The organism is Brevundimonas sp. (assembly GCF_031412435.1).
GTDB lineage: Bacteria > Pseudomonadota > Alphaproteobacteria > Caulobacterales > Caulobacteraceae > Brevundimonas.
The window spans coordinates 26,257-51,410 of the sequence record NZ_JANODA010000080.1 but is presented as its reverse complement, the minus strand read 5'-3'; the positions used below and the strand labels follow the sequence as shown (position 1 = coordinate 51,410).

The 25,154-nt window shown below is 68.0% G+C and carries 25 protein-coding genes and 1 other RNA gene; 11 read left to right on the top strand and 15 right to left on the bottom strand.

The window, feature by feature from the left end; all coding sequences use genetic code 11:
- Window positions 1–60 precede the first annotated feature (60 nt).
- Both RMO01_RS15740 and RMO01_RS15735 read left to right on the top strand, forming a co-directional pair.
- Window positions 61–1,356, top strand: coding sequence for an adenylosuccinate synthase (locus tag RMO01_RS15740; protein WP_309630007.1), 1,296 nt, complete (start codon window positions 61–63; stop codon window positions 1,354–1,356).
- 89 nt (window positions 1,357–1,445) lie between these two features.
- A complete protein-coding gene (locus RMO01_RS15735) occupies window positions 1,446–2,255 on the top strand; it encodes a response regulator (RefSeq protein ID WP_309630006.1) in 810 nt (269 codons plus the stop codon).
- A 75-nt stretch (window positions 2,256–2,330) separates the two neighbouring features.
- Here RMO01_RS15735 and rpoH read toward each other — a convergent pair whose 3' ends face one another.
- From rpoH to RMO01_RS15690, 9 genes are all read right to left on the bottom strand, one after another.
- Window positions 2,331–3,218: an RNA polymerase sigma factor RpoH gene (gene rpoH / locus RMO01_RS15730; protein WP_303695256.1), complete on the bottom strand. Its 888-nt coding sequence runs from the start codon at window positions 3,216–3,218 to the stop codon at window positions 2,331–2,333.
- Window positions 3,219–3,441: 223 nt separating this feature from the next.
- A complete protein-coding gene (locus RMO01_RS15725; protein WP_309630005.1) occupies window positions 3,442–3,747 on the bottom strand; it encodes a GNAT family N-acetyltransferase in 306 nt (101 codons plus the stop codon).
- Between the two features lie 9 nt (window positions 3,748–3,756).
- Complete coding sequence (locus RMO01_RS15720; RefSeq protein ID WP_309630004.1) at window positions 3,757–4,716, bottom strand: RluA family pseudouridine synthase; 960 nt, start codon at window positions 4,714–4,716, stop codon at window positions 3,757–3,759.
- A 130-nt stretch (window positions 4,717–4,846) separates the two neighbouring features.
- Window positions 4,847–6,007: a JmjC domain-containing protein gene (locus RMO01_RS15715; RefSeq protein ID WP_309630003.1), complete on the bottom strand. Its 1,161-nt coding sequence runs from the start codon at window positions 6,005–6,007 to the stop codon at window positions 4,847–4,849.
- A 779-nt stretch (window positions 6,008–6,786) separates the two neighbouring features.
- A complete protein-coding gene (gene fba / locus RMO01_RS15710; RefSeq protein WP_309630002.1) occupies window positions 6,787–7,872 on the bottom strand; it encodes a class II fructose-bisphosphate aldolase in 1,086 nt (361 codons plus the stop codon).
- Window positions 7,873–7,949: 77 nt separating this feature from the next.
- The gene (locus RMO01_RS15705) at window positions 7,950–9,146 is read right to left on the bottom strand and encodes a phosphoglycerate kinase (RefSeq protein ID WP_309630001.1); all 1,197 of its coding nucleotides are present in this window, start codon (window positions 9,144–9,146) and stop codon (window positions 7,950–7,952) included.
- 186 nt (window positions 9,147–9,332) lie between these two features.
- Window positions 9,333–10,340 (bottom strand): type I glyceraldehyde-3-phosphate dehydrogenase, encoded by a 1,008-nt coding sequence (gap, locus tag RMO01_RS15700; RefSeq protein WP_309630000.1) that lies wholly within the window; start codon window positions 10,338–10,340, stop codon window positions 9,333–9,335.
- Window positions 10,341–10,446: 106 nt separating this feature from the next.
- Window positions 10,447–12,000 (bottom strand): ATP-binding protein, encoded by a 1,554-nt coding sequence (locus RMO01_RS15695; protein WP_309629999.1) that lies wholly within the window; start codon window positions 11,998–12,000, stop codon window positions 10,447–10,449.
- On the bottom strand, window positions 11,997–12,719 hold the full coding sequence (locus RMO01_RS15690) for a response regulator (RefSeq protein WP_309629998.1): 723 nt from the start codon (window positions 12,717–12,719) through the stop codon (window positions 11,997–11,999). The genes RMO01_RS15695 and RMO01_RS15690 overlap by 4 nt, the downstream gene beginning before the upstream one ends.
- 129 nt (window positions 12,720–12,848) lie before the next feature.
- On the opposite strand from RMO01_RS15690, the gene RMO01_RS15685 reads away from it, so the two are divergent.
- Entirely contained in the window at window positions 12,849–13,523 is a 675-nt protein-coding gene (locus tag RMO01_RS15685) for an EF-hand domain-containing protein (protein WP_309629997.1), read from the top strand.
- 65 nt (window positions 13,524–13,588) lie between these two features.
- Window positions 13,589–14,872, top strand: coding sequence for a S41 family peptidase (locus RMO01_RS15680; RefSeq protein ID WP_309629996.1), 1,284 nt, complete (start codon window positions 13,589–13,591; stop codon window positions 14,870–14,872).
- Window positions 14,873–15,085: 213 nt separating this feature from the next.
- Here the strand turns inward: RMO01_RS15680 and purT are convergent, their stop codons facing one another.
- The 4 genes from purT to tkt all read right to left on the bottom strand — a co-directional run bounded on the left by purT (window position 15,086) and on the right by tkt (window position 19,687).
- Complete coding sequence (gene purT, locus RMO01_RS15675; protein WP_309629995.1) at window positions 15,086–16,279, bottom strand: formate-dependent phosphoribosylglycinamide formyltransferase; 1,194 nt, start codon at window positions 16,277–16,279, stop codon at window positions 15,086–15,088.
- A gap of 10 nt (window positions 16,280–16,289) precedes the next feature.
- Window positions 16,290–17,129, bottom strand: a complete 840-nt coding sequence (locus RMO01_RS15670) for a hypothetical protein (RefSeq protein WP_309629994.1) — start codon at window positions 17,127–17,129, stop codon at window positions 16,290–16,292.
- A 71-nt stretch (window positions 17,130–17,200) separates the two neighbouring features.
- Window positions 17,201–17,677, bottom strand: a complete 477-nt coding sequence (locus RMO01_RS15665; protein WP_309629993.1) for a group II truncated hemoglobin — start codon at window positions 17,675–17,677, stop codon at window positions 17,201–17,203.
- A 3-nt stretch (window positions 17,678–17,680) separates the two neighbouring features.
- Complete coding sequence (gene tkt / locus RMO01_RS15660) at window positions 17,681–19,687, bottom strand: transketolase (protein ID WP_309629992.1); 2,007 nt, start codon at window positions 19,685–19,687, stop codon at window positions 17,681–17,683.
- 90 nt (window positions 19,688–19,777) lie between these two features.
- Here tkt and RMO01_RS15655 point away from each other — a divergent pair, with 90 nt between their 5' ends.
- From RMO01_RS15655 to RMO01_RS15625, 7 genes are all read left to right on the top strand, one after another.
- Window positions 19,778–20,038, top strand: a complete 261-nt coding sequence (locus RMO01_RS15655; protein ID WP_309629991.1) for a hypothetical protein — start codon at window positions 19,778–19,780, stop codon at window positions 20,036–20,038.
- Window positions 20,038–20,361 carry a cell division protein ZapA gene (locus RMO01_RS15650; RefSeq protein ID WP_309629990.1) on the top strand — a complete coding sequence of 108 codons (324 nt, stop codon included), beginning with the start codon at window positions 20,038–20,040 and terminating at the stop codon, window positions 20,359–20,361. Before RMO01_RS15655 ends, RMO01_RS15650 begins: the two co-directional genes overlap by 1 nt.
- A gap of 49 nt (window positions 20,362–20,410) precedes the next feature.
- Window positions 20,411–20,572, top strand: a non-coding RNA gene (gene ssrS / locus RMO01_RS15645) — 6S RNA.
- Between the two features lie 101 nt (window positions 20,573–20,673).
- A complete protein-coding gene (locus RMO01_RS15640) occupies window positions 20,674–20,895 on the top strand; it encodes a hypothetical protein (protein ID WP_309629989.1) in 222 nt (73 codons plus the stop codon).
- Window positions 20,805–21,449: a 5-formyltetrahydrofolate cyclo-ligase gene (locus tag RMO01_RS15635; RefSeq protein ID WP_309630039.1), complete on the top strand. Its 645-nt coding sequence runs from the start codon at window positions 20,805–20,807 to the stop codon at window positions 21,447–21,449. The genes RMO01_RS15640 and RMO01_RS15635 overlap by 91 nt, the downstream gene beginning before the upstream one ends.
- A gap of 6 nt (window positions 21,450–21,455) precedes the next feature.
- A complete protein-coding gene (locus RMO01_RS15630; protein ID WP_309629988.1) occupies window positions 21,456–22,280 on the top strand; it encodes a TIGR00282 family metallophosphoesterase in 825 nt (274 codons plus the stop codon).
- 72 nt (window positions 22,281–22,352) lie between these two features.
- On the top strand, window positions 22,353–22,730 hold the full coding sequence (locus tag RMO01_RS15625) for a MotA/TolQ/ExbB proton channel family protein (protein ID WP_309629987.1): 378 nt from the start codon (window positions 22,353–22,355) through the stop codon (window positions 22,728–22,730).
- Window positions 22,731–22,764: 34 nt separating this feature from the next.
- Here the strand turns inward: RMO01_RS15625 and RMO01_RS15620 are convergent, their stop codons facing one another.
- On the bottom strand, window positions 22,765–23,187 hold the full coding sequence (locus tag RMO01_RS15620) for a DUF305 domain-containing protein (RefSeq protein WP_309629986.1): 423 nt from the start codon (window positions 23,185–23,187) through the stop codon (window positions 22,765–22,767).
- A 319-nt stretch (window positions 23,188–23,506) separates the two neighbouring features.
- A complete protein-coding gene (locus RMO01_RS15615) occupies window positions 23,507–25,069 on the bottom strand; it encodes an alkaline phosphatase D family protein (RefSeq protein ID WP_309629985.1) in 1,563 nt (520 codons plus the stop codon).
- Between the last annotated feature and the right edge of the window lie 85 nt (window positions 25,070–25,154).

Below are 25,154 nucleotides of genomic sequence, written 5' to 3'. Positions count from 1 at the left end.
GGGACGACATTCCCCGATTCCCCCGCTATAGGCTGCGCCCGCATTAGCGGGAGACGTGCCTTGGCGAACGTAGCGGTAGTCGGAGCCCAGTGGGGCGACGAGGGCAAGGGCAAGATCGTCGACTGGCTGTCGAACCGCGCCGATATCATCGTGCGGTTCCAGGGCGGCCATAACGCCGGCCATACGCTGGTCGTGGACGGCAAGGTCTACAAGCTCGCTTTGCTCCCGAGCGGCGTGGTGCAGGGCAAGCCCTCGATCATCGGCAACGGCGTCGTGGTCGATCCCTGGCATCTGGTCGGCGAGATCGCGAAGATCGAGGCCCAGGGCGTGGCCATCAATCCCGACATCCTGACCATTGCGGACAACGCCTGTCTGATCCTGCCTATCCATCCGGCGCTGGACGTGGCGCGGGAGTCGGCCGCCAGCGCGCCCGGCGCAAAGATTGGCACCACCGGACGCGGCATCGGACCGGCCTATGAGGACAAGGTCGGGCGTCGCGCCATCCGTGTTTGCGACCTGGCCAACGAGGACGACCTGAAGGTCAAGATCGAGCGCCTGCGCTCTCACCATGACCCGCTGCGTGCGGGCCTGGGACTTGAGCCGATCGATCCGGATGCGCTGCTGGCTCAGTTGCTGGAGATCGCGCCCAAGATACTGCCCTATGTGAAGCCGGCCTGGCGGGTGCTGGATCAGGCCCAGAAAGCGGGCAAGCGGATCCTGTTCGAGGGTGCGCAGGGCGCTTTCCTGGATGTCGATCACGGCACCTATCCCTATGTCACCTCGTCCAACACTGTCGCCGGTCAGGCGGCGGCGGGTTCGGGGCTGGGCCCGCGCGGCGTCGGCTATGTGCTGGGGATCGTGAAGGCCTACACCACCCGCGTCGGAGAGGGGCCGTTCGCCTGTGAGCTCAACGATGCGGTCGGCGAGCATCTGGCGACCGTCGGGCGCGAGGTCGGGGTGAACACAGGCCGGGCGCGGCGCTGCGGCTGGTTCGACGCGGTGCTGGTGCGCCAGTCGGTGGCGATCAATGGCATCGACGGCATCGCCCTGACCAAGCTGGATGTGCTGGACGGCCTCGAGACGCTGAAAATCTGCGTCGGCTACCGCGTGAATGGCGAGGTGCTCGACTATCTGCCCTCCAGCCTCAAGGACCAGGCGGCCGCCGAACCGGTGTTTGAGGAACTGCCGGGCTGGACCGAGAGCACGGCCGGAACCCGCAGCTTCAAGGACATCAACGCCAACGCCATCAAATACGTGCGGCGGATCGAGGAGTTGATCGGCGCGCCGGTGGCCCTGCTGTCGACCAGCCCGGAGCGCGACGACACCATCCTGATGCGGGATCCGTTCCAGGGCTGAGGCGCAGGACCGAAAAGATCTGTTTCTGTTCAACGTGGCCTTAACCGGCGGGCGGTTAGGGATAACGCCTCTCTCCCCGGAGTGCCCGCGTGTTTGCAGCCGACGCCAAGACATTGAACCGCATCGAACCGGTTGTTCGACGTGTGTTGATCGCTGACCCGAACCTGGCGTCGGCTCGGCTGCTGCTGGACATCATGAAGAGCCTGGGCGCGCGCGAAGTCGTGACCGAGTCCGACGAACACCGCGTGCTGGATCATGCGCGCGAGATGGAGCCGGGCCTGATCTTCACGGAACGGGCCGGCCCCCGGCTGGACGGCGAGCGTCTGGCCAGAAGCATCCGCCGGTCGAACCTGGCGTGCCGCCGGGCGCCGATCATCATGATGACGGCCGACGCGACGGCGTCCTCGATCAAGGGCGCGCGCGACTCGGGCATCCACGAATTCCTCAGAAAGCCCTTCACCTCGGCGGACCTGTTCCGTCGGGTCGAGAACGTGGCCCTCAAGCCCCGCGACTGGATCGAAGCGGTGGGCTACGTCGGTCCGGACCGACGCCGGTTCAACTCTGGCGAATATGCGGGACCGCAGAAGCGCAAGGCCGACAAGCCAGCGACGGCTGCCGCGGCCGCTGCGGCGGTCAAGGATCAGGCGCTGCGGATCCTCGCCGCATCGCTGGCCCAGTTCGACAGCGATCCGATGCAGGCCGTGCGCGCGGTGAAACAGCAGGCGGAAACGCTGAAGGCGCTGGCGATCAAGACCTCCGACGCCCGGCTGGCCGTCGCGGCAGCGGGCTTGGAAGGCTGCCTGTCCGTCGGAGCGCCGACCAAGGCTAGCCTGGCCGGCCCGATCGGCGCGGTCCTGGCCTTGGCGGACCCGGCTGCGGAGCTGGCCCGAGCCAGCTGATCCCCCAAATCGAATAGCAAAACAGGCGCGCGAGGATCTCGTGCGCCTGTTTCGTTGTATCCGTCGTGGAGCGGGTTACGCGTCGACGAGGTTCCGTTCCTCGGCGGCGGCGCGCATGGCCTTCTGCAGCTTCTCAAACGCGCGGACCTCGATCTGGCGCACGCGCTCGCGAGAGACTCCGTACTGACCGGCCAGCTCTTCCAGGGTGACCGGATCGTCCTTCAGGCGACGCTCGGTCAGGATGTGCTTCTCCCGATCGGTTAGCTCGCCCATGGCTTCCTGAAGCAGGCCCATGCGCAGCGACTTCTCTTCAGAATCGGCCAGCGCCGTCTCCTGGGACACCGCGTTGTCATCCGACAACCAGTCCTGCCACTCGCTCTCACCGTCCACGCGCAGTGGCGCGTTCAGCGAGGCGTCGCCGCCGAGACGGCGGTTCATGTTGGTGACCTCCTCTTCCGACACGCCCAGCTTGGTGGCGATGGCGGAGAGGTGTTCCGGATGCAGGTCGCCTTCCTCGAAGGCCGAGATCTGGCTCTTGGCCTTGCGCAGGTTGAAGAACAGCTTTTTCTGCGCCGCCGTGGTGCCCATTTTCACGAGCGACCAGCTGCGCAGGATGTATTCCTGGATCGAGGCGCGGATCCACCACATGGCGTAGGTCGCCAGGCGGAAGCCCTTGTCCGGATCGAATTTCTTGACGGCCTGCATCAGGCCGACGTTGCCTTCCGAGATCACTTCGCCGATGGGCAGGCCATAGCCGCGATAACCCATGGCGATCTTGGCCACGAGGCGAAGGTGGGACGTCACGAGGCGGTGCGCGCTCTCGGAGTCCTGATGCTCGGTCCACCGCTTGGCGAGCATGAACTCCTCGTCCTTGGTGAGCATCGGAAACTTGCGGATTTCCGTCAGATATCGCGACAGTCCCTGTTCAGGCGACATCACCGCGAGTGATTTCAGTGCAGCCATTTGGTCCCTCCGAACCTCGATAAGAGCAGGCTCAGCGCAGACGGCCACCGGATGTGCGCCGTCTCCTCACCCCTCAACCGGACAAGTAGCTATGGGTTGCCGTCTTTGTCAGAGGCGGATCGTCACACGACAGCGTGACCGTGACCCTGGCGCCACTCGCGCCGATGACGGGGTGTGTAGCGGATAGTCAGTCCTTTATCAAGACCGACCGTTGCGACAGCGTTCAGATGCCCAGGATGTCGCGATATCTCGGGTGAACCACGTCAGCATGCTCCGGGTGCTTCTGCAGATAGGCCGAGAAGAACGTGCAGACCGGCAGGATCAGCAGACCCCGGCTTTTGGCGTCGGCGAGAACGTGTTTGGCCAGGCGGCTTGCGATGCCCTGACCCTCCAGCGCCGCGGGCACCAGGGTCTCGGTGATCATCAGATTGGGTTCTGACAGGTTGTAGGTAACGACGGCGACCTCATCTCCGACCGGCAGTTCGTAGCGGTGCAGGTCGATGTTGTCGCGGATTTCGGCGTCGAACATGGCGGGCCTCTAGAGGGCGGCGAGAAGGTCTTCCAGCGCCTGCATATCAGGTGGGAGCGCCGTCTCGAACCGCAACGCCTCCCCCGTCACCGGATGGACGAACCCCAGCACGGAGGCGTGCAGCGCCTGACGCGTCAGGCCGGCTACGGCGAGGGCGGCCTTCACGGACGTCGCCGGGCTGCCCGAGCCGTAGACGGCGTCCCCCAGGATCGGCGAACCCTTCGACGCCATATGCACCCGGATCTGGTGGGTCCGCCCGGTGTGCAGGGTGCAGGCGACGCGCGCAGCCAGAGGCGCGGCCCCGGCCTTGGCGGGCGCCGCATAGCGGGCCTGAACGACATAGTCCGTGATCGCGCTACGCCCGCCGGCCCTCAGCACCGCCATCTTCTTCCGGTCCGACGACGAGCGGCCGATCTGCGTCTCGATCCGGCCGCGCTCGGGCGAGGGCGCGCCGCGTGTCAGGGCGATATAGGTGCGTTCGATGTCGTGGGCGGCGAACAGCTTTGAAAGACCCGCATGGGCGCGATCAGACTTGGCCGCGACCATGACGCCGGAGGTGTCCTTGTCGAGCCGGTGGACGATGCCAGGCCGCGCTACCCCGCCGATACCCGACAGGGATGCGCCGCAGTGATGCAGCAGGGCGTTGACCAGCGTCCCGTCCGGCGTCCCCGGCGCAGGGTGAGCCGCCATGCCGGCGGGCTTGTCGATGACGATCAGGTCCGCGTCCTCATAGAGAACGGTCAGCGCAATGGCCTGCGGCAACGGGGTCGCGGAGGCGACCGGCGGGAGGTCGACGCGATAGAGCCCCGGCCCGGCCCGGCCCGACCCGCCGGTGATGACCTGACCATCGACGGAAACGGCTCCCTGCAGCAGCAGCGCCTGAAGGCGCGCCCGGGAGAGTTCCGGAAATGCGAGGGCAAGAGCCTTGTCGAGCCGCTCTCCGGTCGCTTCGATGCGAGCTTCGAGCATAGGAATGGCCCCACTTCCCCTCAAGCGCCGTACGGATCTGCAGGCCGCCAGCGATGCGCCGGTCACATATCTGACGGGGCGAATGAGCCAGGTGCTCACGCCTCGCACGGACTACTGCCTTTGGGGCCGTTCAGTCGATAGCTTCGATCAATCCGGTCGTGGCGAGGCGCCGGATCACATCCTCCGCCTCCTCCCATTCCAGGTCGTGCGGCCCGAACGGCTCGCCATCGAGCGCCCGCTCGAGGACGGCCCGGGGCGCTCGAGCGAAGGTCATGTCCCCGCCCGGAACGACAAGGCGCAGTCCCGGATCGGCATCCTCGAGTTTCCAGAGCGCCGGGCGGGCACGATAGCGCGCGGCCAGCGGCTTTGAGGCTCCCTCGATCGCGCCGCGGACATCGGGCTCGCGCGATCGAATGAAAAGATCGGTGATGACATCCAGAGACGGGCCCATTTCGACCAGGCCGGGAAGGCTGGCGACCAGCTCCGAGAACCGCTGTTGGGCCTGGCCCCGGTCGAATCCGGTATTGGCGAAGCCAGGCGGGAGGCTCCGTCGGAATCGGGGATCCTCGACGCAGACCTGAGACACCGCTTCCAGCATGAGGTCAGCCCACGTCTTCACCAGAAGACCACAGGTGATGTGCAGCGAGGCGCATTCGCCAGAGGTGGAGGCGTCATGCATCAGGCCACGAGGCACATAGGCGCAATCCCCGGCCTTCAGCGTGAAGCTTTGGCGGGGCTCGCCGACCGGATGTTTGCCGGGTTCGAAGGACTCTCCTCGATAGGGGGCGTCGACCGGTCTGTCATAGAGGCGCCAGGCCTTTTCACCCTCGATCTGGAGGATGAAGACATCATGGCTGTCGTAGTGGGTGTGGAATCCCTGCGATCCGGCCGGCGTCAGATAGATGTTTGTCTGGACGTGGCAGCTGAAAACCCTCTCCACTGCCCGGCAAAAGGCCGCCAGGGTGATATCGGACTGGTGGAGCTGGTTGAGAATGACTGTCCCGCCGCGACGGTACAGACGGGCCACCGCGACGCGATCGACCACGCCATTGGCGGCGACGAAGTCCGAACTCTGGATCGGCTCCTTCGCGTTGGCCATCGACAATATGCCTTCGCGCAAGTCCAGCTCGGCGATCTTCCGGTCAACGGCGGCGATCGACAGCAGCGGCCGGAAGCGTTCGGCATCCCCGTGATGAATGACCACCGGCTCCATTTCGAAACAGGTGTCGAGGAACCGCCCCGCCGCGTCCCCCAGGAGCCACCCGAGCGGGTCCTTCAGCCGGTTGTGCATGAGCTCGATTTCCGGCCCCGATGAGGCGCGCTAGAGTTTCTGTCCATCGGGACAGCGGCCATAGCCGACCCGATCGTGACCTTCCCCGCTGTCGCTGTCCGAACAGCCCGTACCCCGTCCCTGGTTGGCGAGATCCGTGCTGTCGCTATCGGAGCGACCGGTCTGGTTCCGTCCCTGTCCGGCCGCATCGGTGCTGTCACGGTCGGAGACGCCGCTCGGGGGCGGTCGGTCCCGACCTCGCCCCTGATTCGCTGGATCGGCCTGTGGCCCGCTGTCGTTATCCGAGTAGCCGGTCGGGGGTCGTCCCTGATTGGCGCGATCGGTGCTGTCGTGGTCGGAGTGACCCGTCTGGTTGCGGCCGTAGCCGGACGCATCCCCGGGATCGGAATCCGATCGACCGGTATAGGTTTGCGCCCCAGCCTGACCCGTTACGAGAGACAGTGCGCTCCCCGAAATCGCTGCTCCGCCGACGATCCTTGCCATGAAGGACCGGCGATTGATGTTGCTGGCCACTTTTGTCTCCCCTGTTGACGCGCCGTTCTGGTCGCCGCACGCGAGATGAGGTCTGCTGCAATCCGGATGGGCCTGATCGGTCCATCCGGATCATCAATGTCTTTCATCCGGGCAGGGAGCGTCCTTGATCCAGATCAATAGGATGGACGGGCGGGCAACGGCCCCGCCGAAGCAGGGTGCGGGGTCGCTTTGCGGCTTGGCCGCCGCTCTTGAAATTCCTCCGAGGTCGGGCGCGATCTGATGCAGGCCGGCAGCCAGGTCGCGCTCTACGACGCAGCCTTCATCTCGCGGCCGTAGACCGGGTCGAGGTCACCCTTGGCATAGCGCTTGGCCATCTGGGCGGTGGACATCGGGCGGATCGACGAGGCCTGACCCTCGCAGCCGAACTGCTGGTAGCGCTCGATGCAGAGCTTCCGCATCGCTTCCTTGGCCGGCTTCAGATAGGCGCGCGGATCGAACTCGCCCGGCTTTTCGGCCAGCACCTTCCGGATCGCGCCGGTCATGGCCATGCGGTTGTCGGTGTCGATGTTGATCTTGCGCACGCCGTGCTTGATGCCGCGCTGGATCTCCTCGACCGGCACGCCCCAGGTCTGGGGCATCTGGCCGCCGTACTGGTTGATGATGTCCTGCTGGTCCTGCGGCACGCTCGACGAGCCGTGCATGACCAGATGGGTGTCGGGCAGGCGGCGGTGGATCTCCTCGATCACATGCATGGCCAGGACCTCGCCATCGGGCTTGCGAGAGAATTTATAGGCGCCGTGCGAGGTGCCCATGGCGATCGCCAGGGCGTCGACCTTGGTGCGGCTGACGAAGTCGACGGCCTGGTCCGGATCGGTCAGCAGGGCCGCGTGGTCCAGCTTGCCCTCGAAGCCGTGCCCATCCTCGGCCTCGCCCATGCCGGTTTCCAGCGAACCCAGCACGCCAAGCTCGCCCTCGACCGAGACGCCGCAGCTGTGGGCCATCTCGGTGACGCGGCGGGTGACGTCGACGTTGTAGTCGTAGTCGGCGGGCGTCTTGCCGTCTTCCATCAGCGATCCGTCCATCATCACCGAGGTGAAGCCGTACTGGATGGCGGTGGCGCAGGTCGCCGGGCCGTTGCCGTGGTCCTGGTGCATGCAGACCGGGATGTGCGGATAGAGTTCGGCCAAAGCGTCGATCAGCTTGGCCAGAACGATGTCGTTGGCGTAGGAGCGGGCGCCCCGCGAGGCCTGGATGATGACCGGCGCGTTGACGGCTTCCGCCGCCTCCATGATCGCCAGACCCTGTTCCATGTTGTTGATGTTGTAGGCCGGCAGGCCGTAGTCGTTCTCGGCCGCATGGTCGAGAAGCTGTCGCAGCGTGATGCGCGCCATTGGGTATGCTCCTGAGGTCTTGTTTTTTCCCGGTTTAGCCGGGGCGGTCCCTCAAGTCACGCCGTGTTACAGCTGTTTCAGGCCTTCAGCGCCTCGACGCCAGGCAGGGCCTTGCCCTCCATCCACTCCAGGAAGGCGCCGCCGGCCGTGGAGACGAAGGTCATGTCGTCGACTACGCCCGCATGGTTCAGCGCCGAGACCGTGTCGCCGCCGCCGCCGACTGCGATCAGCACCCCCGCCCTGGCCAGCGCGGCGGCGTGATGCGCGACCGAGACGGTGGCCGTGTCGAAGGGCGGAACCTCGAACACGCCGAGGGGGCCGTTCCATATGAGGGTCTTGGACGCCGTGATCGCCTCGACCAGACGCGCGACCGTGGCCGGGCCGGCGTCGAGGATCTTGTCGTCGGCTGACAGTGGCTGTCCGGCGACGACGGGGCGGGCGGCGACGCCCGGCTTGACCTCGGTCGCCACGACGAAGTCGACGGGCAACAGCAGTTCGCAACCCCGCGCCTTCGCCTCATCCATGATCTCGCGGGCCGTATCGGCCATGTCGCGTTCGGCCAGCGATCCGCCGATGTCGATCCCTTGCGCGAACAGGAAGGTGTTGGCCATGCCGCCGCCGATGGCGAGCCGGTCCAGCTTGCCGACCAGGTTCTTCAGCAGGTCCAGCTTGGTCGAGACCTTGGCCCCGCCGACGATGCCGATGACGGGTTTCTTCGGATTGCCCAGGGCGGCATCGAGCGCGTCGAGCTCGCGCCGCATAGACTCGCCGGCATAGGCGGGAAGCAGGCGGGCGAGGCCCTCGGTCGAGGCGTGGGCGCGGTGGGCGGCGGAGAAGGCGTCATTGACATACAGGTCGCCGAGCTCGGCCAGCTTCTGCGCGAAGGCGGGATCGTTGGCTTCCTCGCCCGCGTGGAAGCGGACATTCTCGAGCAGGACCACGCCGCCCGCGTCGAGGTCGGCGATGGCGGCGCGGGCCTCGACGCCCACGCAGTCGGTGGCGAAGCGGACGGGGGCGCCCAGCAGGTGCTCCAGATCATCGACCACCGGCTGCAGGCTCATCGACGGGACCACCTTGCCCTTGGGCCGGTCGAAGTGAGCCAGCAGGGCGACCTTGGCCCCGGCGTCGCGCAGCTTGTTGATCGTCGGCAGGGCGACGCGCAGACGGGTGTCGTCGGTGACCTTGCCGCCTTCCATCGGGACGTTGAAATCCACCCGAACGAGGGCGGTCTGGCCGGCGAGGGAACCGGCGTCGTCGAGGGTGCGGAAGGTCATCTTGATCTCCATTCCCTCTCCCGTTGGGAGAGGGCTTGAGGTTCGGAGAGCGTAGCGATCCGCAAACCGAAAGGGTGAGGGTCGGATTCTACCGGTGAGGCACGACCCTCACCCTTTCGCGCAAGTCCGATCGCCTCACGGCTCCCGGGCGCTCAAGCCCTCTCCCATTGGGAGAGGGCGGTCAGGTCAGAGGAACTTCGACATCACCAGCGCCGTGTCGGCCATCCGCGTCGCGAAGCCCCACTCGTTGTCATACCAGGTCAGGACGCGGGCCAGCTTGCCGTCGACCACCTGGGTCTGGGGCAGGGCGGCGGTGCTGGAGGCGGCAATATGGTTCAGGTCGGTGGAGACCAGCGGCTCGGTGGTCGTCGCCAGGACGCCCTTCATCGGCCCGTCGGCAGCGGCCTGAAGCGCGGCGTTGATCTCTTCCACCGTGACCTCGCGACCGGCGACGACCTTCAGGTCGACAACCGAGACGTTCGGGGTCGGGACGCGGATCGACGATCCGTCCAGCTTGCCCTTGAGCGCCGGCAGGACCAGACCGAGCGCCTTGGCGGCGCCGGTCGAGGTCGGGATCATCGACAGGGCGGCGGCGCGGCCCCGGTACAGATCCTTGTGCATCGTATCCAGCGTCGGCTGGTCGCCGGTGTAGGAGTGGATGGTCGTCATATAGCCGCGCTCGATCCCGAACAGGTCGTGCAGCACCTTGGCTACCGGGGCCAGGGCGTTGGTGGTGCAGCTGCCGTTCGACACGATGATGTCGTCGGCGGTCAGGGTCTCGTGGTTGACCTTGTAGACGATGGTCTTGTCGGCGTTGTCGCCGGGCGCCGAGATCAGCACGCGCTTGGCGCCGGCCTTCAGGTGCGCCTCGGCCTTGTCCCGGGCGGTGAAGATGCCGGTGCATTCAAAGGCGATGTCGACGTTCAGGTCCTTGTGCGGCAGGTTCGCCGGGTCGCGCTCGGCCGTGACCTTGATCTTGCCCAGGCCCACGTCGATCCAGTCGTCGCCGTGCTCGATGGTGCCGGGGAAGCGGCCGTGGACCGAATCGTACTTCAGCAGGTGAGCGTTGGTGGACACCGGCCCCAGGTCGTTGATCGCCACCACCTCGATGTCGCGGCGGCCATGTTCGACGATCGAACGGAGGACGAGGCGGCCGATGCGGCCGAAGCCGTTGATGGCGACGCGAACGGTCATGGGGGCGAGCTCCTGAAGCGGCGTTTTGTGGTTGGCGCTTCAATGGGACCGGGCGCGCCGGGGATCAACCCCGGGAGCGTCACAAGGCGTGATCGGATGTAACGGCTCAGCTTGCCAGAGGCAGGCTCAGCCGGGCCTCCAGCCCACCGCCGGCCCGGTTGGTCAGGGTCACGTCGCCGCCCGCCGCCCGCGCCGCCTGACGCGCCACGGCCAGTCCCAGCCCCGCGCCGCCCGTCTCCCGGCTGCGCGAGCGTTCGCCGCGGTGGAAGGGCTCGAAAGCGCGCTCGAGCTCGTCGTCGGACAGGCCGGGCCCGTCGTCGGCGACGGTGATCACCGCGAGGGATCCCTCGGAGGCGGCCGTCACCTTCGCGCCGCCGCCATACTTCAGGCCGTTGTCGATCAGGTTGGCGACCGCGCGTCGCAGGGCGGCCGGATCGCCCTCGACCGACAGGCCCGTCTCGCCCGCGAAGCTCACCTCCGCCCCGGTCTCGGCGAAGCCTGTCGCGCAGTCCGCCGCCAGAGTCGCGAGGTCCAGCCGTTCGCGGCGCTCGGCCTGGACCTCGCCGCGCACGAAGGCCATGGCCTGACCGATCAGGGCGTCCATCTCCTCGACATCACCGGCCATCCGGTCACGCAGGGCCTCGGGCGCCTGCTCGGCGCGGAACCGCAGCCGCGTCAGGGGCGTCCGCAGGTCATGGGCGATGGCGGCGATGGTCTGGGTGCGCTGGCGCATATGGCCCCGGATCGAGGCCTGCATGTCGTTGAAGGCGGCAATGGCGGTGCGCACCTCCGACGGCCCGGACGGCGTCAGGGGCTCGGCGTCCGGATCGGCGCCCAGCCGTTCGGCGGCCTCGGCGAACTGGCGGATCGGCCGCGTCAGACGCCGCGCCATCAGCCAGACCAGCGGCGCCAGCAACAGGGCGGTGATGCCCAGGGCGATCAGCAGCCGCATCTGCCATGGGTCGATCAGGCCGTGGGGCGGCTCGACCGTGGCCCAGCGCCCGTCCTCCATCCGCACCGAGGCCGAGAAGGGGGCGAAAGTCAGCCGGTCCGCCATGACGGTGAACCGCTGCGGCCCGCCGCCGGCCGCGACGATGCGCAAGTCAGTCGAGCCCGTCGGTGCGGGCACGCCACGCCGCGCCAGCACCTCGCCGACCTCGGCCATGATGGCGTCGTGGTCCGCCCGCTGGCCTTCGCCCGGCTCGGTTCGCCGGCTGAAAACGATGGTGGAGCTGCTTTCGGTGATGCGGGCGCCGGTGACGACCGGTCCCTGATCCGACGGGCGAGATCCGCGCGGCAGCCCGGGAAGCCAGTGGGCGCGTTCGGGGGCCAACCACACCCGCACGTCGCCCGGCGGACGGCCCAGACGCTGGGCCAGACCCATGCTGATGGCGTGCTCCACCGGCCCGGCGCCGACCTCTTGCGGGGGCGGCTCGTCCGAGATGCGGCGTACCAGGGCCCGGCCGTCGGACGTCCCGGCGGGCCGTCCGGCGAGGGCGTCCGCAGCGGCCGGGATGCTGAACCCGGCGGGGCGCGGCGGCGGCGCGGTCAGGACGACGGCGAAGACGACGATCTGTGACGCCACGACCGCGAACACGGCCAGCAGGGCGACCTGCATCAGGACCGACATGGAGCCAAAGGGCGAAGATCGGGATTTCATGCCCGGGCGCCGGCCCGGTCCGCACGCCGCACGCGGGCGTCGAAGCGATAGCCCTCGCCCCGGACGGTGGCGATCAGCTCGCGACCCGAGCCGTCATCGAGTTTTTTTCTCAGCCGGCTGATCTGGACGTCCATGGCGCGATCGAAGACGTCGGTCTCTGATCCTCGCGCGGCCTCCAGCAACTGGTCGCGCGTCAGGACCCGGCCCGGTCGCTCGGCGAAGGCGCGCAGCAGGCCGAACTCCCCGGCCGACAGGGTCACGACCTCTCCGCCGGGCTGCGAGAGTTCGCGCCGCACGAGATCCAGCCGCCAGCCGTCGAACATCAGGGCCGCGCCCGCCGGCGCCTCATCCTCGCGCGGACGACGCAGGACCGCCCTGATACGGGCCAGCAACTCACGCGGATTGCAGGGCTTGGCCAGATAGTCGTCGGCGCCGAGCTCCAGCCCGACGATGCGGTCGGTATCCTCGCCCATGGCCGACAGCATGACGACCGGCGGCGTGCCCGACAGCCGGCGCACGACGGACAGCCCGTCCTCGCCCGGCATCATCAGGTCCAGCACGATCAGGTCGGTCGGACCCTCGGCCAGGGCGCGGTCCATCTCGGTCGCCGAGGCCGCGCCGCGCGCCTGGTAGCCGTGCTGGCCCAGGTAGTCGCACAGGACTTCCCGAATGCCGGGGTCGTCGTCGACGACGAGGATGCGAGGGGAGGGATCGCTCATGGCCGCCTACATGCCCTGACAGATGGACCGTAACATTTCACGGTCGAAACAATTGATCCTGAGCCTGAAATGCCCCGGCAAGTCCCACATGGTCCAAGGACGCATCAGAAACTTGAAGGAAAAGACGTCATGTCCGTCATCGCCATCGCCCTGCTGGCCGCCCTGAACGGCGCCGCACCCCAGGATCAGGCCGCCCCCCGGGTCGAGACCCGCTCCGAAATCCGCATCGTCACTGCGGGCGGCGAAGGTCCCGGCCGGCTTGACGCGGACGGCGACGGCATGGTGACACGTGAGGAGTTCACGACCCCCTTGGGCAATGCGTTCGACCGCCTCGATGCGGACAACGACGGCCGCCTGTCGACCGAAGAGCTGGCCGCCGGACACGGCGAAGGCGGCCCCGGCCATCGCATGATGATGATGGGCGGTCCCGGCGGACCGGGGGTCCATATCATCACGCGCGAAGGCGGACCGGGCGGCCATGGCGCGCCCGGCGTGATGATGTTCGGCGGACCGGATGGTCCCGGCGGTCCGGGCGGCGATGTGCAGGTCTTCACCTTCCGCAGCGGCGGCCCAGTGGGCGGTCCGGCCCATATGGAACCGCAGGGCCCCGGCTCGCATCAGGTCTTCGTGCGTCGCTTCGGCGGCCCCGACGGTCCCGGCGAGATGGACAAGGACGGCGACGGCAAGGTCTCGCAGGAAGAGTTCCTGGCTCCTCTGCGCGAAGCCTTCGGCCGCATGGATGCCGACAGCGACGGCTTCCTTGACGACGGCGAAGGCCGGCCCACGCCACCGTCCGCCGATTGACCCGTCCCTGGGCCATCGGTTTCGTGACTTGAGGCGCGGCGGTTCGCTGGTCTAGGCTGGACGGGATGGTTCTCCCCGCCCGCCGCGCCTTCCTTTCCCTGATCGCAAGCGCCGTCCTGCTCACGGGGACGGCGTTCGCCCCCCCGATCGCCGCGGCCCAGGCGGTCCAGACGTTTGATCGCGGCCCGACGCCGTCCCGCGACCGCGCCCGTATGAACACGCGGGTGTTCGACACGGTCTGGAACCTCGTTCGTCGGCAGTACTACGACCCGAACCTGCACGGCCTCGACTGGAACGCCGCCCGCGAGACGTATCGGCCGCAGGCCATCGCCGCCGCCGACGACCGTGATCTGTACCGGGCGCTCAGCGCCATGCTGGATCTGCTCGACGACGACCACGCCGGCGCCATCTCTCCCGCCGTCGCCCGCCGTCAGGACCAGCAGCGCACCCGGCGTGCGGTCATGGGCGTCTCCCTGGCCCGTCAGGACGGCGACCAGTGGCGTATCGAGAACGTCCGTGCCGGGTCCCCGGCGGCGGAAGCGGGCCTCCAGCCGGGCTGGGTGCTTCAGGCCATCGACGGCCAGTCCTGGGGCGTCGATTTCGACGTCGAGGAAGGCCGGCCGTTGCAACTGGATCTGACGGATGAGGCCGGCGCCCTGCAGCGGGTGTCGGTGGTTCCACGCGTCATGGACCCGATCCCGGCCTTCAGCGCCGACGCGTCGCGACCCGGCGTCGTCGTGCTGCGGGTCGAAGGCTTCGAGTCCGGTCTCGGCCGTTGGCTGGGACAACGCCTCGCCGAGGTGTCACCCGAGACCGATGTGATCCTGGACCTCCGCGGCAATCCCGGCGGTCTGCTGCTCGAGGCGGACGCGACCCTGTCCTGCTTCCTTCCGGAACGTCAGGAATGGGCGACGCGGGTGTCGCGCAATGGTCGGCCGATGACGCTGGCGATCATGCCCGGTTGCGGGAACCTGAGCGGCCCGGTGACCAACGACGTGGCCCTGCTGGTGGACGGATCAAGCCGCAGCGCCGCCGAACTGACGCCCGCCGCCCTGCAGGAGTCCGGCCGTGCGCTGGTGATCGGCCAACATACGGCCGGAGCCGTGCTGATCTCGCAGGACAGTCCCTTGCCGGACGGCGGTCGTCTGACCCTCAGCCGCGCCGACTACGTCACGGCCGGCGGCGTGCGTCTGGAGAAGCGCGGCGTGGAGCCTGACATCGTGGTGGTCCCCACGGCCGAGGAACGCCGCGCCGGATTGGACCCCGCCCTGGACGCCGCCATCGCCGTCCTGGCTCTGGATCCCGAGGACCAGCGCGCCCAATCAGCTGCGCGACGCTCGATCTTCTGATTTGTCATCCCGGCCGAAGCGCAGCGAAGAGCCGGGACGGAGGGCATTTCCCCGCGGCAGGCCCGGCCTTCGAGCCGGGCTGATATCTGAGACAGCAGTGTGGCGGTGCGCGGCTCCCGGTTCGTCCCTGCGGGCCGACCGCGAGATGTGGTGATAGCTGGACCATCCCGGCTCTTCGCTGCGCTTCGGCCGGGATGACAAGGTGACGGAGTTTTACCCGCGCACCGGCCTCACCAGGCTCGCGGACAGCGCTGCCCGCTCGCGCGCCTGATCCGTCGTCTCGCCGCGCGCCAGGGCCACGCCCATACGCCGCCGCTCGAACGCTTCAGGTTTGCCGAACAGACGCAGGTCAGCGGTCGGCACCGACAGGGCCTCGGCGACGCCTTCGAACGCGATTCCCTCCGCATCCATGCCGCCATAGATGACCGCGCTGGCGCCGACCTCGCGCTGCGATACATCGACGGGCAGGCCCAGGATGGCGCGGGCGTGCAGGGCGAACTCGCTCATCGTCTGGGTCGCCAGGGTCACCAGCCCGGTGTCGTGCGGTCGCGGCGAGACCTCCGAGAACCAGACGTCGTCGCCCTTCACGAACAGCTCGACGCCGAAGACGCCCAGCCCGCCCAGGGCCTCCGTAACCTTGCCCGCGATGTCCTGCGCGGTGGCGAGAGACGCCGCGCTCATCGCCTGCGGTTGCCAGCTTTCGACATAGTCGCCCTTGACCTGGCGATGGCCGATGGGCGCGCAGAAGTCGGTGACCACCACGCCGTCGCGCATCGAACGCACGGTCAGCAGGGTGATCTCGAAATCGAAATCGATCCGGCCCTCGACGATGACGCGCGCCGTCTCGACCCGGCCTGACGACTGCGCATAGGCCCAGGCGTTGGCGGCGTCCTCATAGGCGTCGATGAAGGACTGGCCCTTGCCCGACGACGACATGACCGGCTTGACGAAGACCGGCAGGCCGATGTCGTGCGCGGCCGCCGCCAGTTCAGCCGCCGACCCGGCGAAGGCATAGGGGCTGGTCGGCACACCCAGCGCCTCGGCCGCCAGCCGGCGGATGCCCTCCCGGTTCATGGTCAGTTGGGTCGCGCGCGCCGTCGGGATGACCCGCGCCATCCCCGCCGCCTCGATATCCGCCAGGACCTCGGTGGCGATGGCCTCGATCTCCGGCACGATGATGTGCGGAGCCTCGGCCATGATGACGCCGTTCAGCACCTGCGGGTCCGTCATCGGGATGACGTGCGACCGGTGCGCCACCTGCATGGCCGGGGCATTGGCGTAGCGATCGACGACGATCACCTCGCACCCCAGCCGCTGCAGCTCGATCGCAACCTCCTTGCCCAGCTCGCCGCCGCCGAGCAGCATGACGCGGACGGCGGTGTCCGAAAGAGGAGTGCCGAGTTTCATCAGTCGATCCTTATGCAGCCGGTTCGGCGTCTTCCTTGGGCGCCCAGTTGCCGGCGGCCCTGGCGGCGGCGAGGGCGTCGATCAGCACCGCAGGCGCGCCGGCCTCCCGCATCTCGTCTGCGGTCAGATAGACCGCTCCGCCGCAGGCCTGGACCGCGTGCGCATAGTCGGCGTCGATCGCCACCCCTCCGTGTTCGGCGTCCGCCCAGATCCTGAACCCTTGGCCCAGCTCGGCGTCCGGCTGGGGCTTCCAGACGTCCTTGCACTGGTCGCGCCACTCGGCGTCGGTGGCCTCGGCGTTCATCTTGCGCTCGTAGAGCGCCTCCAGCCGGGCCGAGCGGACGTTGTAGACATAGTCCGCCGGCATGCCTTCTTCCGGCTGGTCCTGAACCAGGGTCAGGCCCGGTAGCAGGGCGACCCAGTTCGCCCGGTCGCCGGTCGACAGGTCGTAGGTGATGGCCGTCTGTGACGTCGAGGGATAGGCGCCGCCGCAGTAGACATCGAGACTCTCGCGCAGGGTCACATAGGCCGGACCGGTCATCGGGCGTGTGATCGTGCGGCTCCAGCCGCCCCCCGGTCCGTCACCGGCCATCTCGGCGCACTCGGTCGCGCTGGCCGTGGCTGCTGCGTCCAGCCGGTCAAACTCGGCATTGATGCGCACGATGGCCGGGCTGTCCCCGGACAGCCGGGGCAGGGCCTCGATATCGGCGGACAGCCTCGGCTTCTCGACCAGGTTCACGGCGCCGGCCGCGCTGGCGACGTCCTCGTCAGTCTTGGCGGTCGAGCCTTGATTGCAGGCCGCCAGTCCCAGCAGCAGCGCCGCTACCGCCACACTCGTGATCGTCTTCATCTGCAAAACCCCCTTGAAATCATGGCCAGCCTGCTCCCGATCCGTCGGTCTCGCCAGCCACTGAAAATGATTCAGGCCGAGGTGTCCGAAATAAAGGGCCCGCCCGGCGCGCCCCAGCTCCATTTCGGCATGGGCGAGGAGGGCGGCAGGGCCACGCCCGGCTGGGAGTTGATCACCGCCAGCCGCGACCCCCATTCCAGATAGCCGACGAAGGCCGAGCGGAATTCCGGGTCGTCGGCCAGGCCGACGTCGTCGGCGGTGGTCAGCAACAGGTCGAACCATCGCCGCCGCTGAGTCTCGCCGAGGTGCTTGTTCAGGTGATGGCCGATCATCCGCACATGGCCGTCGCCCGAGGGATCGTAGAGCACGGGCCCGCCCAGCACCTCGCCGATGAAGTCTGCGACATGCGCCGGGTGGTCGGCGTCCATATGGGCGAAGACCGGCGACAGGATTTCGTCCAGCGCCACCCGGCGATAGAATTCGGTCGTCAGCGTCAACAGGACCTCCCGGCCACCCAGCCAGTCGTAAAGGCTGGGGACCTCGGCCATCGCCTAGAGCCGGGCCTTCGCCGCCGCCACGATGGCGTCCGAGGTGATCCCGAACTCGCGGTACAGCACCTCCGCCGGGGCCGACGCGCCGAAGCCGGTCATGCCGATGAAAGCGCCGTCCTCGCCGATGAACCGCTCCCAGCCCTGTTTGATCGCGGCCTCGCAGGCGACGCGCACCGTGCCCCGGCCGATGACCGAGGCCTGGTAGGCGGCGTCCTGCTGTTCGAACAGTTCGAAACAGGGGACCGAAACGACCCGCGTCGGCGTGCCTTCGCCCTCCAGGGTTTCGGCCGCCTTGAGCGCCAGCGGCATTTCCGTGCCCGTGGCGAACAGGGTGACCTTTGCGTCACCGTTCGCGGCCTTCAGCTCATAGGCGCCCTTGGCCGACAGATTCTCGTCGGACGCCGTGACGCGCACCGCCGCCGTCTTCTGGCGCGACAGGGCCATGGCCGACGGCGTCGCCTTGTGCTGCAGGGCCAGCTGCCAGCATTCGAAAGCCTCGACCGTGTCGGCGGGGCGGAAGACCAGCAGATTCGGGATCGCCCGCAGCGCCGCCAGATGCTCGACCGGCTGGTGCGTCGGACCGTCTTCGCCCAGACCGATCGAGTCGTGGGTCAGGACGTGGATCACCCGGATGCCCATCAGGGCCGCCATGCGGATGGCGTTCCGGCTATAGTCCGAGAACACCATGAAGGTGCCGCCATAGGGGATGACCCCGCCGTGCAGCGCCATCCCGGTCATGGCGGCGGCCATGCCGAACTCGCGGATGCCCCAGTTGACGTAGCGACCCTCATAGGTCGGCGCATCGAAGATGGGCGTGCCCTTGACGAAGGTGTTGTTCGATCCGGTCAGGTCGGCCGAGCCGCCGATCATTTCCGGCACGACGCCGAACAGGGTCTCCAGCGCAGCGCCCGAGGCCTGACGCGTCGCCTGGGCCGGCTTGTCCACGACCAGCCGGGCGATGCCGGCGTTCAGGGCGTCGAACGCCGCTTCCGGCAGGTCGCCCTTCATGGCGCGTGTGAAGTCGGCGGCCTGCGCCGAGGCGGCCAGACGCGCTTCCCACGCCTTGCGATCCTTCGAGCCACGCTTGCCGGCCTTCTTCCAGGCCTTGTCGATAGTCTCCGGGATGACGAAAGGCTCGTGGTTCCAGGCCAGGCCGAGGCGCGTCGCCGCGATCTCGGCCGCGCCCAAGGCCGCGCCGTGGGTCTTGTGGCTGCCTTCCATGGTGGCGGCGCCCTTGCCGATCTTGGTCTTGCAGGCGATCAGCGTCGGCTTGTCCTGACGCGTCGCCCACTGCAGCGCCGACTTGATCGCCTTCATGTCGTGGCCGTCGACGGCCTTCACGGCCCAGCCCGAGGCCTTGAACCGCGCCTTCTGGTCCACCGCGTCCGACAGGCTGACCTTGCCGTCGATGGTGATCTCGTTGTCGTCCCACAGCACCGTGAGCTTGTTCAGCCTGTACCGACCGGCGAGGGCGATGGCCTCCTGCGACACGCCCTCCATCAGGCAGCCGTCCCCGGCGATGACCCAGGTGCGGTGGTCGACCAGGTCGTCGCCGTATTTGGCGGCCAGGTGCCGCTCGGCCATGGCGAAGCCGATCGAGTTGGCCAGACCCTGGCCCAGCGGGCCCGTGGTCGTCTCGACGCCCGGCATATGGCCGTACTCGGGGTGACCCGCCGTCTTGGAGCCCCACTGCCGGAAGTTCGACAGCTGCTCGGCGGTCGCCGCCTTGTAGCCCGTCAGGTGCAGCAGGGCGTAGATCAGCATCGAGCCGTGACCCGCGGACAGGATGAAGCGGTCGCGATCGGCCCAGTCCGGACGGCTCGCGTCGAACTTCAGAAACTTCGAGAATAGCACCGTCGCCACATCGGCCATACCCATCGGCATGCCGGGGTGGCCGCTGTTGGCCTTCTCCACGCCGTCCATCGCCAGGACGCGAATGGCGTCCGCCATCATCTTGAGGGTCGCTTTTTCGGGTGCGCCGATGGGGGTGTGCGGGGGCTGGGCCACGGGCGGACCTTTCGTCTGGAGGCGGAAAAGGGAGGTGGGCCGCTTTACCCCGGCGTCACGGCGGGTTCTATAAGAAATCTGGAGGAAACGATGGCCGACGCCTCGACAGTTGCGCGCGACAGGATCGACAAGGCCCTGGCCCTGCTGGAACGCAAGGTGCTGGAGCTGAAGGCGCGTCCCGTCCCGGCCCCGCGCGGAGCCGACGACGACCTGTTCACCATTCCCACACCCGCCGGGCCGGACGAGCACCGCCGTATCGCAGAACTCGAGGCCGCCGGGCGCGAAGCGTCTGCCGCCCTCGCCGCCGCCGCCATGGCTGTGCGCGACATCCTCGCCCGGGACGACGCCTGATGGCCACGGTCACGGTCGAGATCAACGGACGCCCCTACGCCGTAGGCTGCGCCGACGGTCAGGAGGAGCGCGTCCGCATCCTCGCCAAACAATTCGACGTCCATGTGCGCCAGGTCGCGGGCGATGTCGGCCATGTCGGCGACATCCGCCTGTTCCTCATGGCCGCCCTGGTCCTGGCCGACGAACTGCACGAGGTGCGGATGAACGGTGGGGCGGGCGTGGTCTCCGCCGACGCCGCCTCGGTCCCGCTTTCAGACACCGGCGTCGCGGAAGCCCTCAACGCCGTCGCCGCCCGGATCGAGAAGATCGCGTCCCTCTTGTAAGGCGGCCATTGTTCCGCCCCCGGTGAACGACTATCTTCCTCCACGGCGGGTCATGCTGTGGCTCTCGTCGAAGGCAACATATCCTCGCGGCCTTAATTCACTCGAAGGGATCTGCCCCTGTCCGACCTCGTGGGGTCGGGTACGCGGAGCCCACCTGGCTACCCAGGCTCGAGAGGATTCAACCGTCCTTCACGGCTCTTACGGCGCCGCCAACCTTTCTCCCTTCATTCGTGCGCTATCGCTCGCTGCTTGAGCGCGGTGCGGTCGAGGCGTAGACACCAGCGCAACAAGCGTCCGCTTGAGGAGCAGGCCATGAAACCCGTCTGGTTTGGACCGAAACGCTTCGGCTGGGGCGCATCTCCCGCCAGCTGGGAAGGCTGGGCTGTCACCGGTGTTTTCATTGTGGCCATGCTCTTGACCGGCAACCTTCTCCGGGACCTGGCCTGGGTCTGGGCCCTGATGCTGGCCGAGATCGCGATCCTCTTCGTCGTGGTGATCCTGACCTACGACAAGAACGCCCGGACCCACGTCTGACCCACCCGGACAAGCCAGCACTGCGCGCAGAGGCCCGCGCAGCCCGACGCCGGCTCGCCTCGATCCAGCCGCTCGCGGCCGAACGCGCCGCGTCTCACCTCGCCGACCTTCCCTCCGGCGCCCTCGTCGCCGTCTATCGCGCCATAGGTTCGGAGCTCGATCCGGAACCGCTGGCACGCGCCCTGATCTCGGCCGGAGCACAGGTCTGCCTGCCCGTCGCCCTGGAACGCGACGCCCCCATGATCTTCCGCCGCTGGTCGCCGGGCGAGCCGCTGGAGATTGACGCCGCCGGCTGTCCCGCGCCCCTCCCCCTGGCCGAGGTCGTCGATCCCGACCTCATCGTCACGCCCCTGCTGGCCTTCGACGATTTCGGCGGGCGGCTGGGGCAGGGCGGGGGCTACTACGACCGGACCTTCGCAGCCCGGCCCGTCGCCATCCGCATCGGCTTCGCCTTCGACGGTCAGCGCGTCGCCCGCCTGCCGATGGACCCGCACGACATCGCCCTGCATGGCGTTCTGACCGAGGTCGGCTATACCGCCGCCCGAAAGGTCTAACTCCTCATGCGTCTTGCCTTCTTCGGCGACGTGATCGGCAAGTCCGGTCGCGACGGCCTGTCCGACCATCTGCCCGGCCTGAAGCGGGTGCTCAAGCTCGACTTCGTGGTGGTCAATGCGGAGAACGCCGCCGGCGGCTTCGGCATCACCGAGAACACGGCCAAGGAACTGTTCATGGCCGGCGCGGACTGCCTGACCTTGGGCAACCACTCGTGGGACCAGCGCGAGGCCCTGACCTATATCGTGCGCGAGCCGCGGCTGATCCGCCCCGCCAACTATCCCCGGCTGATGGATGCGCCCGGCGCCGGCGCCAACCTGTTCGAGACGGACAGCGGCCGCACCGTCCTGGTCATGAACGTCCTGGGTCGCATCCACATGGACCCGAACGACGACCCCTTCAGCGCCGTGGACCGCGAACTGAACGCCGCCCCCCTGGGCCACGTCGCCGACGCCGTCATCGTCGACATGCATGCCGAGGCGACCTCCGAAAAGATGGCCATGGGCCATTTCTGCGACGGCCGCGCCTCGCTGGTCGTCGGCACCCACACCCACGTCCCGACGGCCGACTGCCAGATCCTGCCCGGCGGCACGGCCTACCAGACCGATGCGGGCGGCTGCTGCGACTACGACAGCGTCATCGGCAACGAGAAGGAAGAGCCGCTGCGGCGCTTCACCACCCGTATCTCCGGCGGCCGCTACGTCCCCGCCCATGGGCCCGCGACCGTCTGCGGCGTCTATGTCGAGACCGACGACAAGACCGGCCTCGCGACCCGCGTCGAACCCATCCGCGTCGGTGGCCGCCTCAGCCAGCACATCCCGCAGGCCGCCTGACGCAAGGCTGTTGACCAGAGAAATTACATATGTAATCTCCGTGGTCTACAAACGTAGTCCAAGGAGCCCTTCATGACGCCTGTCACCATCGTCTTCGACGCCGCCTTGCCCGTGCAGGTCATCGTCGTCGCCCTGATCGTCGCCGCCGTCGCCGCCGTCGTCGTGACGGTGAAGAAGATCGCGTCGGGTCCCCATCTGTCGGGCGGCTCGGCCTATCTCTCCGCGCTGCGCCTCGGCGCGCCCCTGCTCGGCCTGCTGGGCGCCGCCTTCAACGGGCTGATGATGTTCGTCGCCCTGGCGAAGTTCGGACCCCAGCCGATCAACGTCCTGGCCCCCGGCCTGGCCGAGGCGACCTTCCTCGTCGTCATGGGCCTGATCGTCGGCGTGGTCGCGGTCATCTGTCACTGGGCCGTCGAGGCCCGGGTTGATCGCGCCGTCCTCAGGGCCTGAGGTGGCGCGCAGCGCCGTCACCGAGGCCCGAACCTCAGCTCGCGGCGGCGGGTCGCCAGGCGCGCATCTCCGCGATTTCCCGGGTCTGGGTGTCGATGACCGCCCGGGCCATGCGCCGCACCTCGGGATCGCGGCTGTCGCCAAGAGCGATCTCGGCCATGGCCACCGCCCCCTGATGGTGGGCGATCATCTTGGCGATATAGGCCTGATCGACCGTTTCGCCCGAGGCCGCCGCCATCAGGCGGTGCATCTCCGCTTCGGAGGCGGCGAAGGCCTGATTGCCCCCCGCCTCATGATCCCCGCCATGAGGCCCGGAAACTTCACCGGCCGTCACCGTCGCGGCATGGTTGGTGGTCGCGGCTTCGCGCATCGCCTGCTGCACGGGATCCCCGCCGCCGTCACAGGCGATGAGCAACAGGGGGAGGACGGCTGCGACGATGAGCGGAGGACGGATCATGGAGGGCCTTTGCTGGGTTCGGTCGCCGTCAGCTTGCTGCAAAAACCCGCCGCCGTCTCGCCTCACGGCGCCGCAGGCGAAAACGGCAAGAGAATAAAATCCTTGTCAGGCCTTGCCGTCCGCTGCGCGCTCCCCCACGTCGCGTGGAGGTCTTTGAAATCGTCCCATCCAGCCGCTGGCGACGCGCTCGCCTACCCTGCAAGATAGTCGAATTCCACCACAGTCAAAATCTCAACGCCTTGATTTTGTTCAGGTCGATCCGGACTCAGTGGACTATCCAGACTCTGAATTCGGGAGCCGGGGTTTTGACTTCAAACCGTCAGGCGTCGTGAAGCCGCGCGCTGCCGCCCTCGACGACCATCGACTTGCGTGTTGTCAGGGCGCCGCGACGATCCTGAACCTGGTCCAGCACCTTGAAGTCCGTGCGCCAGCGCTCCGGCGTCACCTCGCAGACGACATAGCCCCGCTGCGCGTTGTTGAACTTCAGCTGCGGGTTCGCCGACTGGATCGCCGCCATGTCCGGCCGCTGATCGACCCCGTCGCCGCCTGAGCTGATCGAAGTGGCCACGAACTCGGCCGCGATCGGCTCGCCTTCGGGATTGCGGCCGTCGACGAACAGCTCGCCCGCATAGTTCTGATGCTCGTCGCCGGTCAGGACGACGACGTTGTCGATCCGCCGCTCCTTGATATGGTTCAGCAATCTCGCCCGCGGCACGCGATACCCGGCCCAGCTGTCCGGATTGACCCCGTAGTCGTCGCCGGCGTTCCGATCCAGATCCATGACCATGATCTGCTGCGCCAGGGTGTTCCACTTCGCCCTGGAGCTCTCCAGCCCGTTGAACAGCCAGGCCTGCTGCGCCTCGCCCAGAACCTCCGCCTCCCGCGAATCGATGTCCGAACAGCCGGCGTTCCAGCGGTCGCCGCAGGGCTGGTCCGAGCGATACTGGCGGGTATCCAGCAGGTGCACGTCCAGCAGATCGCCGTAGGTCGCCTTGCGATACAGCTGCATCTGGGAGCCGCGCGGGAAAGACGACCGCCGCATCGGCATATGCTCGTAGAAGGCCTGCATCGCCGCCGCCTTGCGCAGGGCGAAGACCTCCGCCGGCGATCCTTCCTGATCGATGTCCGAGACCCAGTTGTTGTCGATCTCGTGGTCGTCCCAGACCACGAACCAGGCCGCCGACTGGCGCGCGGACTGGAGGTCCGAATCCATCGTGTACTGGGCGTAGCGCCGCCGGTAGTCGTCGACGGAATAGACCTCCCCGCCCTGGTGGACGCGCAGGTTTTCCTGGGTCGAAGTCCCGCCATAGATGCGGTTGCCGCGCCCCTCGTAGATGTAGTCCCCGTAGAAGAAGACGAAATCCAGGTCCTCAGCCGCCATCTTGCGGTGGGCCGTGTAGTAGCCGCTCTCGATCGCCTGGCAGCCGGCGACGCCGAACTTCACCTGGGCCAGGGGTGCGCCCACGACCGGCGCGGTCTTGGCCCGTCCGACGCCGGACCGCTCGGACCCGACGCGGAAGCGGTAGAAATACGGCCGGCCGGGCTCCAGGCCCTCGACCTCGACATGGACCGAGTGACCCAGCTCCGGCCGGGCGATGGCTTCGCCGGAACGCACGATCGTCCCGAACCCGGCGTCGGCGGCGACCTCCCAGGTCACGGCCATCGCCTGGCGCGGCATGCCGTAGCCGGGCTCCATCGGTCGGGGCGCCACGCGTGTCCAGATCACGAACCCGTCGGGCAGGGGATCGCCGGCGGCGACACCCAGCTGGAACGGATTCTCGTCGAACACCGCCTGGGCCAGGCCCTCGCGCGGCAATGTGGCGGCGGCCGAACCGGCGCCGAGACCGGTCAGGAGCAGGCGGCGGGACAGAAACAGGGACATGACGACCTCCAACGGCGGATGGGCATACTGCATCTGTGTGACAGCCCGTGCGATCCCGTCAGAAATAAGAGGGTTGTAAGGCCAC